This window comes from Streptomyces sp. NPDC002884 (assembly GCF_040295245.1).
Taxonomy (GTDB): Bacteria; Actinomycetota; Actinomycetes; order Streptomycetales; family Streptomycetaceae; genus Streptomyces.
The window spans coordinates 119,667-134,579 of sequence record NZ_JBEOVB010000024.1 but is presented as its reverse complement, the minus strand read 5'-3'; the positions used below and the strand labels follow the sequence as shown (position 1 = coordinate 134,579).

The 14,913-nt window shown below is 71.1% G+C and carries 11 protein-coding genes and 1 riboswitch; of the genes, 4 read left to right on the top strand and 7 right to left on the bottom strand.

What is annotated here, in order from left to right:
• Positions 1-184 precede the first annotated feature (184 nt).
• On the bottom strand, positions 185-2,998 hold the full coding sequence (locus ABT070_RS33575; protein WP_351766276.1) for a bifunctional acetate--CoA ligase family protein/GNAT family N-acetyltransferase: 2,814 nt from the start codon (positions 2,996-2,998) through the stop codon (positions 185-187).
• 178 nt (positions 2,999-3,176) lie between these two features.
• Between ABT070_RS33575 and ABT070_RS33570 the strand changes: the two genes are divergently transcribed.
• Complete coding sequence (locus tag ABT070_RS33570; protein WP_351766274.1) at positions 3,177-3,458, top strand: HPr family phosphocarrier protein; 282 nt, start codon at positions 3,177-3,179, stop codon at positions 3,456-3,458.
• Between the two features lie 182 nt (positions 3,459-3,640).
• Here the strand turns inward: ABT070_RS33570 and ABT070_RS33565 are convergent, their stop codons facing one another.
• The 4 genes from ABT070_RS33565 to ABT070_RS33550 all read right to left on the bottom strand — a co-directional run bounded on the left by ABT070_RS33565 (position 3,641) and on the right by ABT070_RS33550 (position 8,400).
• Positions 3,641-4,336, bottom strand: a complete 696-nt coding sequence (locus ABT070_RS33565; protein ID WP_351766272.1) for a GntR family transcriptional regulator — start codon at positions 4,334-4,336, stop codon at positions 3,641-3,643.
• A 188-nt stretch (positions 4,337-4,524) separates the two neighbouring features.
• Positions 4,525-5,280 (bottom strand): M23 family metallopeptidase, encoded by a 756-nt coding sequence (locus tag ABT070_RS33560; RefSeq protein ID WP_351766270.1) that lies wholly within the window; start codon positions 5,278-5,280, stop codon positions 4,525-4,527.
• Positions 5,281-5,295: 15 nt separating this feature from the next.
• Positions 5,296-5,463: riboswitch (cyclic di-AMP (ydaO/yuaA leader) on the bottom strand.
• 202 nt (positions 5,464-5,665) lie between these two features.
• On the bottom strand, positions 5,666-7,054 hold the full coding sequence (locus ABT070_RS33555) for a M16 family metallopeptidase (RefSeq protein ID WP_351766268.1): 1,389 nt from the start codon (positions 7,052-7,054) through the stop codon (positions 5,666-5,668).
• Positions 7,051-8,400 carry a M16 family metallopeptidase gene (locus tag ABT070_RS33550; RefSeq protein ID WP_351766266.1) on the bottom strand — a complete coding sequence of 450 codons (1,350 nt, stop codon included), beginning with the start codon at positions 8,398-8,400 and terminating at the stop codon, positions 7,051-7,053. The genes ABT070_RS33555 and ABT070_RS33550 overlap by 4 nt, the downstream gene beginning before the upstream one ends.
• Before the next feature lie 270 nt (positions 8,401-8,670).
• Here ABT070_RS33550 and ABT070_RS33545 point away from each other — a divergent pair, with 270 nt between their 5' ends.
• On the top strand, positions 8,671-11,145 hold the full coding sequence (locus ABT070_RS33545; RefSeq protein ID WP_351766264.1) for a DNA gyrase/topoisomerase IV subunit A: 2,475 nt from the start codon (positions 8,671-8,673) through the stop codon (positions 11,143-11,145).
• Here the strand turns inward: ABT070_RS33545 and ABT070_RS33540 are convergent.
• Positions 11,142-12,203, bottom strand: coding sequence for a CobW family GTP-binding protein (locus ABT070_RS33540; RefSeq protein ID WP_351766262.1), 1,062 nt, complete (start codon positions 12,201-12,203; stop codon positions 11,142-11,144). The genes ABT070_RS33545 and ABT070_RS33540 overlap by 4 nt on opposite strands.
• Before the next feature lie 323 nt (positions 12,204-12,526).
• On the opposite strand from ABT070_RS33540, the gene ABT070_RS33535 reads away from it, so the two are divergent.
• Together ABT070_RS33535 and ABT070_RS33530 are read left to right on the top strand one after the other, a co-directional pair.
• Complete coding sequence (locus tag ABT070_RS33535; RefSeq protein ID WP_351766260.1) at positions 12,527-13,084, top strand: DUF6082 family protein; 558 nt, start codon at positions 12,527-12,529, stop codon at positions 13,082-13,084.
• Positions 13,085-13,349: 265 nt separating this feature from the next.
• Entirely contained in the window at positions 13,350-13,589 is a 240-nt protein-coding gene (locus ABT070_RS33530; RefSeq protein ID WP_230194432.1) for a hypothetical protein, read from the top strand.
• 79 nt (positions 13,590-13,668) lie between these two features.
• Here the strand turns inward: ABT070_RS33530 and ABT070_RS33525 are convergent, their stop codons facing one another.
• Positions 13,669-14,838 (bottom strand): citrate synthase/methylcitrate synthase, encoded by a 1,170-nt coding sequence (locus ABT070_RS33525; protein WP_351766257.1) that lies wholly within the window; start codon positions 14,836-14,838, stop codon positions 13,669-13,671.
• Positions 14,839-14,913: the final 75 nt, after the last annotated feature.

Below are 14,913 nucleotides of genomic sequence, written 5' to 3'. Positions count from 1 at the left end.
GTCGGGCCCCCCCCCCCCCCCCGCCCCCCCCCCGCGCCCCCCCCCCCCCCCCCCCCGGGGGGGGGGGGCGGGGGGGGGGCCCCCCCCCCCCCCCCCGCGCCGGGGACGCCTCCGCGGGCGAGCCGCCGTCCGGGCGGCGTGTCCTCACGCGCGTGCCCGGCGACGGTGCTCCCGGACCGTCCGCTCAGTAGGCCGGCAGCGTCCTCGGTCCGAGGTCGTCGCGTGCCGGCGGGGGCGCGAGGCGTACGGAGGCGCCGAGGACGCTCAGCCCGTGCGGGGCGACGACGACCGGCTCCAGGGTGACCGCGACGACCTCGGGGTGGTCGTCGACCAGCCGGGACACCCGCAGCAGCAGCTCCTCCAGGGCGGCGGTGTCGACGGGCGTCGAGCCGCGCCAGCCGAAGAGGAGCGGGGCGGTCCGGATGGACCGGATCAGTGAGGTCGCGTCGCGGTCGGTGACCGGAACCAGCCGGTGCGCCATGTCCCCGAGCAGCTGGGAGGCGGCCCCGGCGAGCCCGAAGGACAGTACGGCTCCGGCCGCCGGGTCGATGACCGCGCGGACGACCGTGTCGACCCCGCGCGGTGCCATCGCCTGGACGACCGGGCGGATCTCCTCCGGCTTGCCGAAGAGCTCGGTCAACTCGGCGTACGACCGGCGCAGTTGCTCCTCGTCGGCGACATCGAGCCGAACGCCGCCCAGGTCGGCGCGGTGCCGCAAGTGCGGGGCGGTGGCCTTGAGGGCGACGGGGTAGCCGAGGGCGTCCGCGGCCCGCGCGGCCTCGTCCGGGGTGGGCGCCGGGATCGCCCGCCGGGTGCGGATGCCGTAGCGGCCGAGCAGCTCGCACGTCTCGTCGGTGCCGAGAGTCAGGCCCTGCCCGCGCGCGAGGAGCCCGCCGATCAGTTCGGCGGCGCCCTTCTCGTCGATGTCCTCGTACTCGGGTACCTTGCCGGCGTCGGCCGCCTCGCGCCGCCACTGGGCGTACTTCACGGCCTCCGCGAGCGCGCGGACGGCGCGTTCGGCGGCGGGGTAGGCGGGGATGAGGTGCGTCCCCTCGGGTGCCTCGACGGCGGCGGGCACCGGCTGCGCGCCCTCGGGGCCGTCGGTGCGCGCGCGTGGGGCCGCCTCCGCGCGCGGTGCGGTGCTCGTCGCGGCGGACAGCGCCGTGGCGAGACCACCGAGTTCCACGTGCACGACGAGCACCGGCTTGGCGGGCGCGGCCGCCGCGGCCGACCGCAGGGCCTGCGCGAGTTCCGCGTCCCCGGGCGACCTCTCCCCGATCGCCGGGATCGCCGTCACGACCACCGCGTCGCACGTCTCGTCGGCGAGCGCGCGGGCCAGCGCCGCGTGGAAGTCCTGGGCCGACGCCTCGGTCGTCAGGTCCAGCGGCGGGAGCGGACGCAGCCCCTCCGAGAGGCAGGCGTCGTACGTCAGCAGGCCCAGCGACTCGGAGTTGCCGAGGATCGCCACCCGCGGGCCCGTCGGCAGCGGCTGACGGGCGAGCAGCAGGCCGGCGTCGACCAGTTCGGTGATGGTGTCCACGCGGATCACGCCGGCCTGCCGCAGCAGCGCCGACACCGTCGCGTGCGGCAGCCGCGTCGCCCGTACGGCGTGCCCCTGCGGGGCGGAACCGGCGCCCTGGACGACGACCAGGGGCTTGGCGGCGGCCGTGCGCCGCGCGAGGCGCGTGAACTTGCGCGGGTTGCCGATGGACTCCAGGTACATGAGGGCGACATCGGTGTCGGGGTCGTCGTACCAGTACTGGAGGACGTCGTTGCCCGAGACGTCCGCGCGGTTGCCGGAGGAGACGAACGTCGACACACCGGTGACGCCGGTGACGCCTCCGCCCCGTCGGTGGAGGCGGGACAGCAGGGCGATGCCGATGGCCCCGGACTGGGCGAACAGGCCGATCCGGCCGGGCCTCGGCATCTCCGGGGCCAGTGAGGCGTTCAGCCGCACCTCCGGGGAGGTGTTGATGACTCCGAAGGCGTTGGGGCCGATGATCCGCATGCCGTACGCGCGTGCGTGCCGGACGAGTTGGCGCTGGCGTTCCCGCCCCTCGGGGCCGCTCTCGGCGTAACCGGCGGAGAGGACGACGAGTCCCTGCACTCCGTGCTCGCCGCACTCGGCGACGGCCTCGGGGACCTGGTCCGCCGGGACGGCGACGACCGCGAGATCGACGGGGGCCGCTATGTCGCGCACCGAGCGGTGGGCGGGCACCCCGTCCAGTTCCTTGAGGTCCTCGGGGAAGGCCTTGTTGACGGCGTACAGCCGACCGGTGAAACCCGCCTCGCGGAGGTTGCCCAGGACGCTCCGTCCGACGCCGCCGGGGGTGCGGCCGGTGCCGACGACGGCTACGGAGCCGGGCGCGAGCAGCCGGCCCACGGAGTGCGCCTCGGCGCGCTGTTCCCGTGCGCGCTGCACGGCCACGGAGCGCTCGGTGGGTTCGAGGCCGAACTCCAGGTGGACGACGCCGTCCTCGAAGCTGCGCTTCTGGGTGTAGCCGGCGTCCGTGAACACCTTGATCATCTTGGTGTTGGCGGGGAGCACCTCGGCGGCGAAGCGGCGGATGCCGCGCTCGCGCGCCACGGCCGCGATGTGCTCGAGCAGCGCGGAGGCGACGCCCCTGCCCTGGTGGGCGTCCTGCACGAGGAAAGCGACCTCGGCCTCGTCGGCCGGCGCCGAGGCGGCCATGCCGTCGGCACCAATGCGGTCATAGCGTACGGTGGCGATGAACTCGCCGCCGACCGTGGCCGCGAGTCCCACCCGGTCCACAAAGTCGTGGTGCGTGAAGCGGTGGACGTCCTTGTCGGACAGGCGCGGGTAGGGCGCGAAGAAGCGGTAGTACTTCGACTCGTCCGAGACCTGCTCGTAGAAGCTGACCAGGCGCTCGGCGTCATCGATGGTGATGGGGCGGATGCGCGCGGTGCCGCCGTCGCGCAGCACCACGTCGGCCTCCCAGTGGGCGGGGTACTCGTGCCGGTCCGACGCGCTCTGCATGGGGCCCAGAGTACGGCTCGCGTACGACAACGGCGCGAGGCAGTCTGTGGAGGACGCACGTCGGATCGAGGCCGCGATCCGACGTCCACGTCGGGAGGGGACCACACGACCCCTCCCTCACTCGCTTCACGTGTGGAACACTGGTCTAGACAACCTGAACACTGAAGGGCAGCATCACATGGCTGAGCGCCGCGTCAACGTCGGCTGGGCCGAGGGCCTTCACGCCCGCCCCGCTTCCATCTTCGTCCGGGCCGCCACGGCCGCAGGTATCCCGGTGACGATCGCCAAGGCCGACGGCAACCCCGTCAACGCGGCCTCCATGCTGGCCGTTCTCGGCCTGGGCGCCCAGGGCGGCGAGGAGATCGTCCTCGCCTCCGGGGCCGACGGCGCCGACGCCGCCCTCGACCGGCTGGCGAAGCTGGTCGCCGAGGGTCTCGAGGAGCTCCCCGAGACCGTCTGAGCGCGCGCACCCCTTTGCGGGGCGCTCAATTGACGGGTGCGGTGTTCGTCACTCAAAAGGTGCCGCCCCGCTGACCCCGAAGGGCTCGTCCGAATTATCGGGCGAGCCCTTTGCATTTCCCGTTCACGGGCAGCAGAAATAATCCCCCGCGAATTAGCCCCTCTTTGTATACGGCCCCCGTGTTAATGCCGCAGACCCGTCATGTTTACGGGAGGTTGCGAAGTTCTCACACGGTCGGCGCGTTCGGGGTTGCCGGGAAAGCGCAGCCGGTGCGCGGTCGTCGCGCGCTCGGTGTGCAGCGCCGTGATCGCCCGCGCGCGCTCGCCGTCGCCGCGCGCCACCGCGTCCACGATCGCGCCGTGCTCCGCCCAGGACTCCACGGGGTTGGCCGGCGCCTCCACCGCGTACATCCAGGCGATCTTGTGGCGGAGCTGCGTGAGCATCGACGTCAGGGCATGGCTTCCGGACGACTGCGCGAGGGTCTCGTGGAACCAGCCGCCCAGGGAGCGCAGATCCTCGCTGTTGCCCCGTCTGGCCCGCTCCTGGCCCAGCCGGACGAGTCCGCGCAGCACCTTCAGATGGGCCTCGGTGCGGCGCTGGGCGGCCCGGGAGGCGCCGAGCGGCTCCAGGAGCATGCGCATCTCCAGCAGGTCCGCCGCCTCCTGCTCGGTCGGCTCCGCGACGCACGCGCCCGCGTGCCGCCGCGTGACGACGAAGCCCTCGGCCTCCAGCGTGCGCAGCGCCTCGCGGACCGGGACGCGGGAAACGCCGTAGCGGCGGGCGAGGAGTTCCTCGGTGAGGCGGCTGCCGCGCTCGTAGACACCCGCGACGATGTCGTCCCGAATGGCCGTGCACACCGAGTGCGCCGGAATACGCATGACGGACCTCCGCCTTAATCCCCGTGAAACGTCGACGATTGACGTGTGTTCCGTGACTCTATTGCAATGAGCGGGAATTTCCGATGGCGGGCCGGAATCCAGGGATATTTTTTGGACAGCAGGACCTCGAAAACGGCGAAAGCCCCGGCCGCAAGGGCCGGGGCAGGACGATCTGTCGCCGTGGGTCGTCAGACGTTCACGCCGTGGTTGCGGAGGTAGGCGACCGGGTCGATGTCCGAGCCGTACTCCGCGGTGGTGCGGGCCTCGAAGTGCAGATGCGGGCCGGTGACGTTGCCGGTGGCGCCGGACAGGCCGATCCGCTCGCCCGGGGTGACCGTCTGGCCCACCGACACCGCGAGGGACGACAGGTGACCGTACTGGGTGTACGTCCCGTCGTGCATCTTGATCACGATCTGGTTGCCGTAGGACCCGCCCCAGCCGGCCTCGACCACGGTGCCGGAGCCGACCGCGTGCACGGAGGTGCCGCTGGCGGCGTGGAAGTCGATGCCGGTGTGGCTGCCGGAGGACCACAGCGAGCTGCTGGCCTGGTAGCCGGTGGAGACGTAGGAACCGGTGATCGGCAGCACGAACGTGTTGAGGAGCTTGCGCTCGGCCTCACGGGCGGCACGCACGCGTGCCTCGCGCTCCTCCACGGCCTTCTTGGCGGCGGCCTGACGGGCGGCCTCCTCGAAGGCGGCCTGCTTCTGCCGGGCGACCTGGTCGTCGACCTGCTCCGCGACGGACTCGGCGGCGGACTCGCCGGCGGTGACGACGGGGATCAGCCCGGTCTGCTCAGGGGTGGGCTCGGCGGCGAAGGCCGGAGTGGAGGCGACGGTGGCCATGACACCGGTGGTGGTGAGCGCCGCGATGCCCGCCGCGCGAACGCTGCTGCGCTGCATCCGGCCGGGCTTGCGGTGCTTACCGGGGGCGCAGGTGAACGCCATGAAGTCGGGGGTGTCCTTTCCTTCCTTCTCGCCTACCGGGTTAGCTGACGGGTTCGGAGCAGGAAGGTCTCCTACGGACCCCCTCGCGTTCAGGCGCGGGCGTCCGATTCACCCCAGGGACTTCACTAGTGGGTCCCCGGCTCCCCTGGCTCGCGCCGTACGGGGACTCGGCGATGACTGTCCGGTGCCGCGGCTGCGGCGCACTGCGTGACGAACAGCCCGGATGACGCTAAGCGGCGCGGGTTTCAATCCTCAAACGGATCCCGGTTTTTGTAGCGCATCCCACAGGGCAGACGGGCAACCTCCGCATCAATTCGGACATACGGAGGCCCTGGTGACGCTTTCGTCGACCAGGGCCCCCGCACGCGTGCGCCGTTGCCGGGACCTACTCCGCGGACACGACCTTCACCTCGCCGATGCCGAGGGCCTCGACCGGCTCCTTGATCTGGGCCGCGTCACCCACGAGGACGGTCACCAGCCGGTCCACCGGGAAGGCGTTCACGGCCGCCGCAGTGGCCTCCACCGTGCCGGTCGCCGCGAGCTGCTGGTACAGCGTGGCCTGGAAGTCGTCGGGCAGGTGCTGCTCGACCTGGTCGGCCAGCGTGCCGGCGACGGCCGCGGCGGTCTCGAACTTGAGCGGCGCCACACCGACCAGGTTCTGCACGGCGATGTCGCGCTCGGCGTCGGTCAGCCCCTCCGCGGCGAGAGTGCGCAGCACCTTCCACAGGTCGTCCAGAGCGGGACCGGTGTTCGGGGTGTCGATGGAACCGCTGATGGCGAGCATCGCGGCGCCCGAGCCGTCCGGAGCGGACCGCAGGACCTGCCCGAACGCGCGGACACCGTAGGTGTAGCCCTTCTCCTCGCGCAGGACACGGTCCAGCCGGGAGGTGAGCGTGCCACCGAGGCAGTACGTGCCGAGCACCTGCGCGGGCCACACACGGTCGTGCCGGTCGGCGCCGATCCGGCCGATCAGCAACTGGGTCTGGACGGCGCCGGGACGGTCCACGATGACGACCCTGCCGGTGTCGTCGGCGGTCACCGGCGGCACGGGCCGCGGCTGGGCCGAGGAGCCCGTCCAGGCGCCCAGGGTGTCGCCGAGGAGCGCCTCCAGGTCGACGCCGGTGAGGTCGCCGACGACCACGGCGGTGGCCGTGGCGGGACGGACGTGCTTCTCGTAGAAGGCGCGTACGGCGGCGGAGTCGATCTTCTCGACCGTCTCCGCGGTGCCCTGGCGCGGGCGCGACATCCGCGCGGTGGCCGGGAACAGCTCCTTGGAGAGCTCCTTGGCGGCGCGCCGGGACGGGTTGGCCAGCTCGTGCGGGATCTCGTCCAGGCGGTTGCGGACGAGGCGCTCGACCTCGCTGTCGGCGAACGCGGGGGCCCTGAGGGCGTCGGCGAGCAGACCGAGGCCCTTGGGCAGGCGTGAGGCCGGTACTTCGAGGCTCAGCCGGACGCCGGGGTGATCGGCGTGCGCGTCCAGGGTGGCGCCGGAGCGCTCCAGTTCGGCCGCGAACTCCTCGGCGGAGTGCTTGTCGGTGCCCTCGGAGAAGGCGCGCGCCATGATCGTGGCGACGCCGTCGAGGTCGGCCGGTTCGGCGTCCAGGGGTGCGTCGAGGAGGATCTCGACGGCGACGACCTGCTGGCCGGGACGGTGGCAGTGCAGCACGGTCAGGCCGTTGGCCAGCGCGGTGCGCTCGGGCGCCGGGAACGCCCACGGCTTGGCCTCGCCCGCCCGGGGCTGGGGGTGGAAGTCCATCGTGGCGAGCTCGGTCACCGGGCCGCCTCCTCGTTCTCGTCCTGGTCGGCGGGGGCTTCGGCGGCGGTCGGCTCGTAGACGAGCACCGCGCGGTTGTCGGGGCGCAGGCGGGCCTTGGCGATCTCCTGCACCTCCTCCGGCGTCACGTCCAGCACGCGCTGGACGGCGGTGAGGGCGAGCTGCGGGTCTCCGAACAGCACGGCGAACCGGCACAGTTCGTCGGCGCGGCCGGCGACCGTGCCGAGCCGGTCGAGCCACTCGCGCTCCAACTGCGCCTGGGCCCGCTCCATTTCCTCGGCCGTGGGGCCCTCCGCGGCGAACCGGGCGAGCTCCTCGTCGATGGCGGCCTCGATGACGGGCACCTCGACGTCGCCGGACGTCTTCACGTCCAGCCAGCCCAGGGAGGGCGCTCCGGCGAGCCGCAGCAGGCCGAAGCCGGCCGCGACGGCCGTACGGTCGCGGCGGACCAGCCGGTTGTAGAGGCGGGAGGACTCGCCGCCGCCGAGGACGGTGAGCGCCAGGTCGGCGGCGTCGCACGCGCGCGTGCCGTCCTCGGGCAGCCGGTAGGCGGCCATCAGCGCGCGGGCCGGCACCTCCTCCTCGACGATCTCGCGCAGCTGCTCGCCGATGACCTCGGGCAGCCCGCCGTCACGGGGCGCGGGCTTGCCGTCGTGGCCGGGGATCGAGCCGAAGTACTTCTCGACCCAGGCGAGGGTCTGCTCCGGGTCGATGTCGCCGACCACGGAGAGGACCGCGTTGTTGGGCGCGTAGTACGTGCGGAAGAACGCGCGCGCGTCCTCCAGGGTCGCCGCGTCCAGGTCGGCCATCGAGCCGATCGGCGTGTGGTGGTAGGGGTGGCCGTCCGGGTAGGCGAGGGCGGTCAGCTTCTCGAAGGCCGTCCCGTAGGGGACGTTGTCGTAGCGCTGGCGGCGCTCGTTCTTGACGACGTCGCGCTGGTTCTCCATCGACTCGTCGTCCAGCGCGGTGAGCAGCGAGCCCATGCGGTCGGCCTCCAGCCAGAGGGCGAGCTCCAGCTGGTGGGTGGGCATGGTCTCGAAGTAGTTCGTGCGCTCGAAGCTGGTGGTGCCGTTGAGCGAGCCGCCGGCCCCCTGGACCAGCTCGAAGTGGCCGTTGCCCTTGACCTGGCCCGATCCCTGGAACATCAGGTGCTCGAAAAGGTGAGCAAGACCGGTACGCCCCTTGACTTCGTGGCGTGAACCGACGTCGTACCAGAGGCACACCGCTGCGACGGGGGTCAGGTGGTCCTCCGAGAGCACCACGCGCAGGCCGTTGGCCAGACGGTGCTCGGTCGCTGTCAGGCCCCCGGAGCCTGCCTGGGCTGTGGCCGTGTGACCCATGGGCATGTACGTCCCTTCCGATCGCGGACGCGGTCGTCGAAACCGCGGTTTTCCTGCCGGTCCTGCCACTGTATGCAAGCGTGCGGACGGTCCGCGAAGTTCCCGGGCGACATACGCCGAGAGCGAGATCGCGTAGCCTGCGGGCAGCCGTGGAGGAGATGCCTCTGCGTTCGGGCCGGACGGCCGACGCCGGGTCCTCGCCCGCGCTGTCAGTGCCACGGTCCACAATGGTCCGCGTCAGATCCCGTATCACGCCCCAGCAAGGAGCCGGCAGCGATGGCCCGCCGCAGCACGAAGACCCCGCCGCCCGACGACTCGTACGAGGAGCGGATCCTCGACATCGACGTCGTCGACGAGATGCAGGGCTCCTTTCTCGAGTACGCGTACTCGGTCATCTACTCCCGCGCCCTGCCGGACGCCCGTGACGGCCTCAAGCCGGTGCACCGCCGCATCGTCTACCAGATGAACGAGATGGGCCTGCGCCCGGAGCGCGGCTATGTGAAGTGCGCCCGGGTCGTCGGCGAGGTCATGGGCAAACTGCACCCGCACGGCGACGCGTCGATCTACGACGCGCTGGTGCGGATGGCCCAGCCCTTCTCCATGCGGCTGCCCCTGGTCGACGGCCACGGCAACTTCGGCTCGCTGGGGAACGACGACCCGCCGGCCGCCATGCGGTACACCGAGTGCCGGCAGGCCGCGGCGACGAGTCTGATGACGGAGTCGATCGACGAGGACACCGTCGACTTCACCCCCAACTACGACGGCCAGGAGCAGGAGCCGGTCGCGCTGCCCGCCGCCTTCCCGAACCTCCTGGTCAACGGCGCGTCCGGGATCGCGGTCGGCATGGCCACGAACATGCCGCCGCACAATCTGGGCGAGGTCATCGCCGCCGCCCGCCATCTGATCCGCTATCCCGCCGCGGACCTGGACGCCCTGATGAAGTACGTCCCGGGCCCCGACCTGCCCACCGGCGGCCGGATCGTCGGCCTCTCCGGCATCCGGGACGCCTACGAGAACGGCCGCGGCACGTTCAAGATCCGCGCCACGGTGTCGGTGGAGACCGTCACGGCCCGCCGCAAGGGTCTGGTCATCACCGAACTGCCCTTCACCGTCGGGCCCGAGAAGGTCATCGCCAAGATCAAGGACCTGGTCGGCTCGAAGAAGATCCAGGGCATCGCCGACGTCAAGGACCTCACCGACCGCGCGCACGGTCTGCGCCTGGTCATCGAGATCAAGAACGGCTTCGTGCCGGAGGCCGTCCTGGAGCAGCTGTACAAGCTGACCCCGATGGAGGAGTCCTTCGGCATCAACAACGTGGCGCTGGTCGACGGTCAGCCGCTCACGCTGGGCCTCAAGGAGCTCCTGGAGGTCTACCTCGACCACCGCTTCACCGTGGTGCGCCGCCGCAGCGAGTTCCGCCGCACCAAGCGCCGTGACCGGCTGCACCTGGTGGACGGCCTGCTGACGGCGCTCGTCGACATCGACGAGGTCATCCGCCTGATCCGCTCCAGCGACAACAGCGCGGAAGCGAAGCAGCGCCTGATGGAGCGCTTCTCGCTGTCGGAGATCCAGACCCAGTACATCCTGGACACCCCGTTGCGCCGGCTCACCAGGTTCGACCGCATCGAGCTGGAGGCGGAGAAGGAGCGGCTCAACGAGGAGATCGCCGAGCTGACCCGGATCCTGGACTCGGACGCGGAGCTGCGCAAGCTGGTCTCGGCCGAACTGGCCTCGGTGGCGAAGAAGTTCGGCACCGAACGCCGTACGGTCCTGCTGGAGTCGTCGGGTACGACGGCCACCGCCGTGCCCCTCCAGGTCGCGGACGACCCGTGCCGTGTCCTGCTGTCCTCCACGGGCCTGCTGGCCCGCACGGCGAACGGCGAGCCCTTCGCGCAGGACGCCGAGGACACCGAGGACGGAGGCGGCAAGCGCACCAAGCACGACGTGATCGTCTCGGCGGTGCAGGCCACCGCGCGCGGGGAGATCGGCGCGGTCACCTCCTCGGGCCGTCTGCTGCGGATCAACGTCGTCGACCTGCCCCAGCTCCCGGACACGGCCGCGGCGCCGAACCTCTCGGGTGGTGCCCCGCTGGCGGAGTTCGTCTCCCTGGAGGGCGACGAGACGGTGATCTGCCTGACCACACTCGACGAGTCGTCCCCGGGCCTGGCCATCGGCACGGCGCAGGGCGTCGTCAAGCGGGTCGTGCCCGACTACCCGACCAACAAGGACGAGCTGGAGGTCATCACCCTCCGGGACGGCGACCGGATCGTCGGTGCCGTCGAACTGCGCACCGGCGAGGAGGATCTGGTCTTCATCGCCGACGACGCCCAGCTGCTGCGCTATCAGGCCTCGCAGGTGCGTCCGCAGGGCCGCGCGGCGGGCGGTATGGCGGGCATCAAGCTCACCGAGGGCGCGAAGGTGATCTCGTTCACGGCCGTCGACCCCGCGGTGGACGCGGTGGTCTTCACGATCGCGGGCTCGCGCGGAACCCTGGACGACTCCGTCCAGACGACCGCCAAGGTGACCCCCTTCGACCAGTACCCGCGCAAGGGCCGCGCCACGGGCGGTGTGCGCTGCCAGCGGTTCCTGAAGGGCGAGGACTGCCTGTCGCTGGCGTGGGCGGGCCCCGTGCCCGCCAAGGCCGCGCAGAAGAACGGCCTGCCGGCCGAGCTGCCGGAGATGGACCCGCGCCGTGACGGCTCGGGGGTGTCCCTGACGAAGACGGTCTCGGTGGTGGCGGGGCCGGTCTAGGCCTCGGCCTCCTGGAAGGCCTCGTCGTCGGGAGCGCGTACATAGCGCAGGACGCCCCACATGCCGTGCTCGTCGGCATGTGGGGCGTCGTTCTTGCACGCCTCGAGTTCCTTGCCGAGGGCGGCGGTGTCGATGCCGGAGCCGATGAGGACGAGCTGGGTCAGGCGGGCGTCGGCGGCCGGCCAGGGCTCCGGGTAGAAGCGGAGAAAGCGCCCGACGGCGTGCACGGCGTACCGGTTGGCCCCGTCGTGCGGACCGAAGTCGGCATACCCCTTGACCCGGTACAGCCCCTCGGGCCGGCTGTCGAGGAACTCCATGAACCGGCGGGGTTCGAGGGGCACTTCGGAGGTGAAGGAGAGGCTGTCGTACGAGCTGTGGAGGTGGTCCGCGTGATCGTCTCCGGAGTGGTCGTGCAGGTCGTCGAAGGAGAGCTGCCCGACACGTTCCTCGCCCGGGCGGCAGTCGAAGAGGAACTCGGGGTCGATACGGCCGTAGGTGGCGGGGACGACGGCGGCCCGGTCGGTGAGGGAGCGGACGAGTCCGAGGACCCGGTCGGCGTCGGGGGCGCGGTCGAGTTTGTTCACCACGACGAGGTCGGCGAGGGCGAGGTGCCGGTCGATCCCGGGGTGCTTCGCCCGGGTCTCGTCGAACTCGGCGGCGTCGACGACCTCGACGAGCCCGCCGTAGACGATGCCGGGGTGCTCACTGGCCAGCACCATCCGCACGAGTTCCTGGGGCTCGGCGAGACCGCTGGCCTCGATGACGATGACATCGATGCCGACGTCCGGCCCGGCGAGCCGTTCGAGGTACACGTCGAGTTCGCCGGCGTCGACGGCGCAGCACAGACAGCCGTTGCCGAGGGAGACGGTGGAGTCGCCGAGCGCGCCGGCCACGGCCATGGCGTCGATCTCGATGGCGCCGAAGTCGTTCACGATCGCGCCGATGCGGCTGCCTCCGCTGCGATGCAGGAGATGGTTGAGCAGTGTCGTCTTGCCGGAACCGAGGAATCCGGCGAGTACGACGACCGGGATCTGCTGCGGACTGCGGCTCTGCGACACATGCGACCTTTCTGAAACCTACGCGTGCACCGGCGCGCGGCCCGGCGCGCGTACGAGGATTGAATGCCGCACCAGGATACGAGCCGCCGGGATCACCGCGAAGTGAACGATTGTTAGCAGCATCCGCGGGGCAGACGTTGGACAAGGCGCCCTGGCGTGCGACCCTCGCTTCCCTCCGTGCGCCTCCCCTCCGCCTCCCCCGCCGATCAGAGCCGCTCGGCACTCTGGGAGACGGCAAGCGCCGCCCACCGCTCGCCGGTCCCCGTCACGTCCACCCGCACCCCGACGACCGGCGCACGGCCGCTCGATCGGGGGTTTTTGACATGGCCACACAGAGGTTTGGGGTCCGCGGACTCGGTGCCGTCGCCGCGGCGGCGGCCGGCATGGCCGCGGGTGCCCTCGTCACCATGGCGGCACAACGCCATGCGCTGGAGACACTGCGGGTACGACTGGAGCACCTGGAACGGACCGCCCACTCCCAGCAGCACACCAATCTGGCCAACCAGCAGCGCCTGCACTGGGAATTGCTGAGCAAAGCCATCGACGACCCCGAACTGGCGGAAGTACTGGACCTCTTCGAGGCGCCCGTTTCCACCAGGCAACGGCGCCAGTACCTCTACGCCAATGCCCTCTATACGAACGCGCTGTTTTACTACCGGATAGGCAACATCTCCCGCGAGGAGTTCTTCGGGTACATTCGGGGCATTCTTCAGAACCCTGTGGTACGGGAGTACTGGTACGCGACGCGACACCAGCGGGCGACCATTGCCGACGGTTCGGACGAAGCGGAACTCGGCCGCATGGTGGACGAACTCCTGACGCAACTCGAGGAGTCGGACGCCGACGAATGGTGGGTGGTGGGCGAGCCGCCGAGCCCGTGAACCTCCCTCGGTCCTCGGCGCACTCCGGCGGCCGAGGGCTCACACTCCGGGGCTCGCACCCCCTCCTGCGGAATCACACCCTCGGCCCATTACGAAAAGGTCAAGTCCAGAGTTAAGTGAGGCGTCAGGGAGTTGACTCGCGCTTGATCGCGTAGAGGACCCCACCAGATCGTCGCCTACGCCGCCGGATGACGAGCGACCCCACAGGGCCCGCCTTGCACCGCGCAGTCGTCGTGCGCAAATCAACGGACCCAAGGAAGCAACAGTGAGTCAGATCATCCGTCGGATCGGTGCATCTCCGCGCGCTCGGGGAAGCGTGAGCGGAGCGAATTGCCCCGATATTTTCGAACTTGCCGATGGTAATTTCGCCGTTATCGGCACGGATGCCACGGATTCGCTGGACCCGGACCTTCCCTCCGATGCCTCACGCGGCGACCACGAGAGAATTGTCGTCATCACCCGCGAGACCCTGATTCGCGCGAAGGCCGATATTCCGGACCTTTAGCGTCCTTCGAGAGGAACGGCCCGGCCGGCCCGGCCGCGATACCGGGCCTTCCTCGCGTACGAGTGCCCTTGCAGCACGTTCAGGCCACCGCCGGCACCTCGGCCGGCGCCCCCGGCCCCACATACCGAGCGACAGGGCGGATGATCTTCGAGTCCTCCGCCTGCTCCAGGATGTTGGCGCTCCAGCCGACCACCCGCGCCGCCGCGAAGGTCGGGGTGAACATCTCGCGGGGCAGCCCGCAGAGCTCCATGACCACGCCTGCGTAGAACTCCACGTTCGTGTGCAGCTCCCGGCCCGGCTTCAGCTCGGCGAGGATCGCCTCGACGTGCCGCTCCACCTCGACGGCGAACTCGACGCGCGGGCCGCCGAACCGCCGGGCGATCTCACGGAGCATGCGCGAACGCGGATCCTCCGTGCGGTAGACGGCGTGACCGAAGCCCATGATGCGCTCACCGGCGAGGACCCGCTCGCGGATCCAGGGATCGATGCGCTCCGGGGTGCCGATCGCGTCCAGAGTGTCCAGGGCCCGGCTGGGCGCGCCACCATGCAGCGGCCCCGACAGCGCTCCCACGGCCCCCACGAGACACGCGGCCACGTCCGCCCCGGTCGAGGCGATGACCCTGGCGGTGAAGGTTGACGCGTTGAAGCCGTGATCAATGGTGGAGATCAAGTATTGCTCGACCGCCCGGACCCGCTCCGGATCGGGCTCGGCGCCGGTCAGCATGTAGAGGTAGTTCGCCGCGTACGGCAGGTCCTCGCGCGGCTCGACCGGGTCGAGGCCGCGCCCCAGCCGGTACAGCGCGGTGAGCAGCGTGGGTACGGCCGCGGCCGCGGCGACGGTGTCCTCGCGGCGCCGGTCCGCGTCGATGTCGTACACCGGCCGGAAACCCTTCGCCGCGCCCAGCAGCGACAGCGCCGTCCGCATCCCGGCCAGCGGGTTCGCGTCCGCACCGGAAGCCGCCGCCAGTGCGGGCAGGGCGGCGGTGACCTCCTCGGGAAGGCCTCGCAGCGCCGCGGTCCCGGCGGCGAAGGCGGCGCTGCGTCGCGCGTCCGGCAGCTCGCCGTGGACCAGGAGGTGCCAGACGTCCTCGAAGCGGCGGGTGCGCGCCAGGTCCACGGCGGAGTACTGGCGGTAGTGGTAGAAGCCCTCACGTCCTCGGACGTCGCCGACCTCCGTGTCGGCGACGACGACTCCCGCGAGTCCTCGCGGCACGTCGATGGATGGGGCTGCTGACAGGTTGACGGACATGTTTCCTCCCTGGACTTGATTCGACTGTCCATGCTTGACTCGATCTCTGTCAATATTGATTCGATCAATACATAT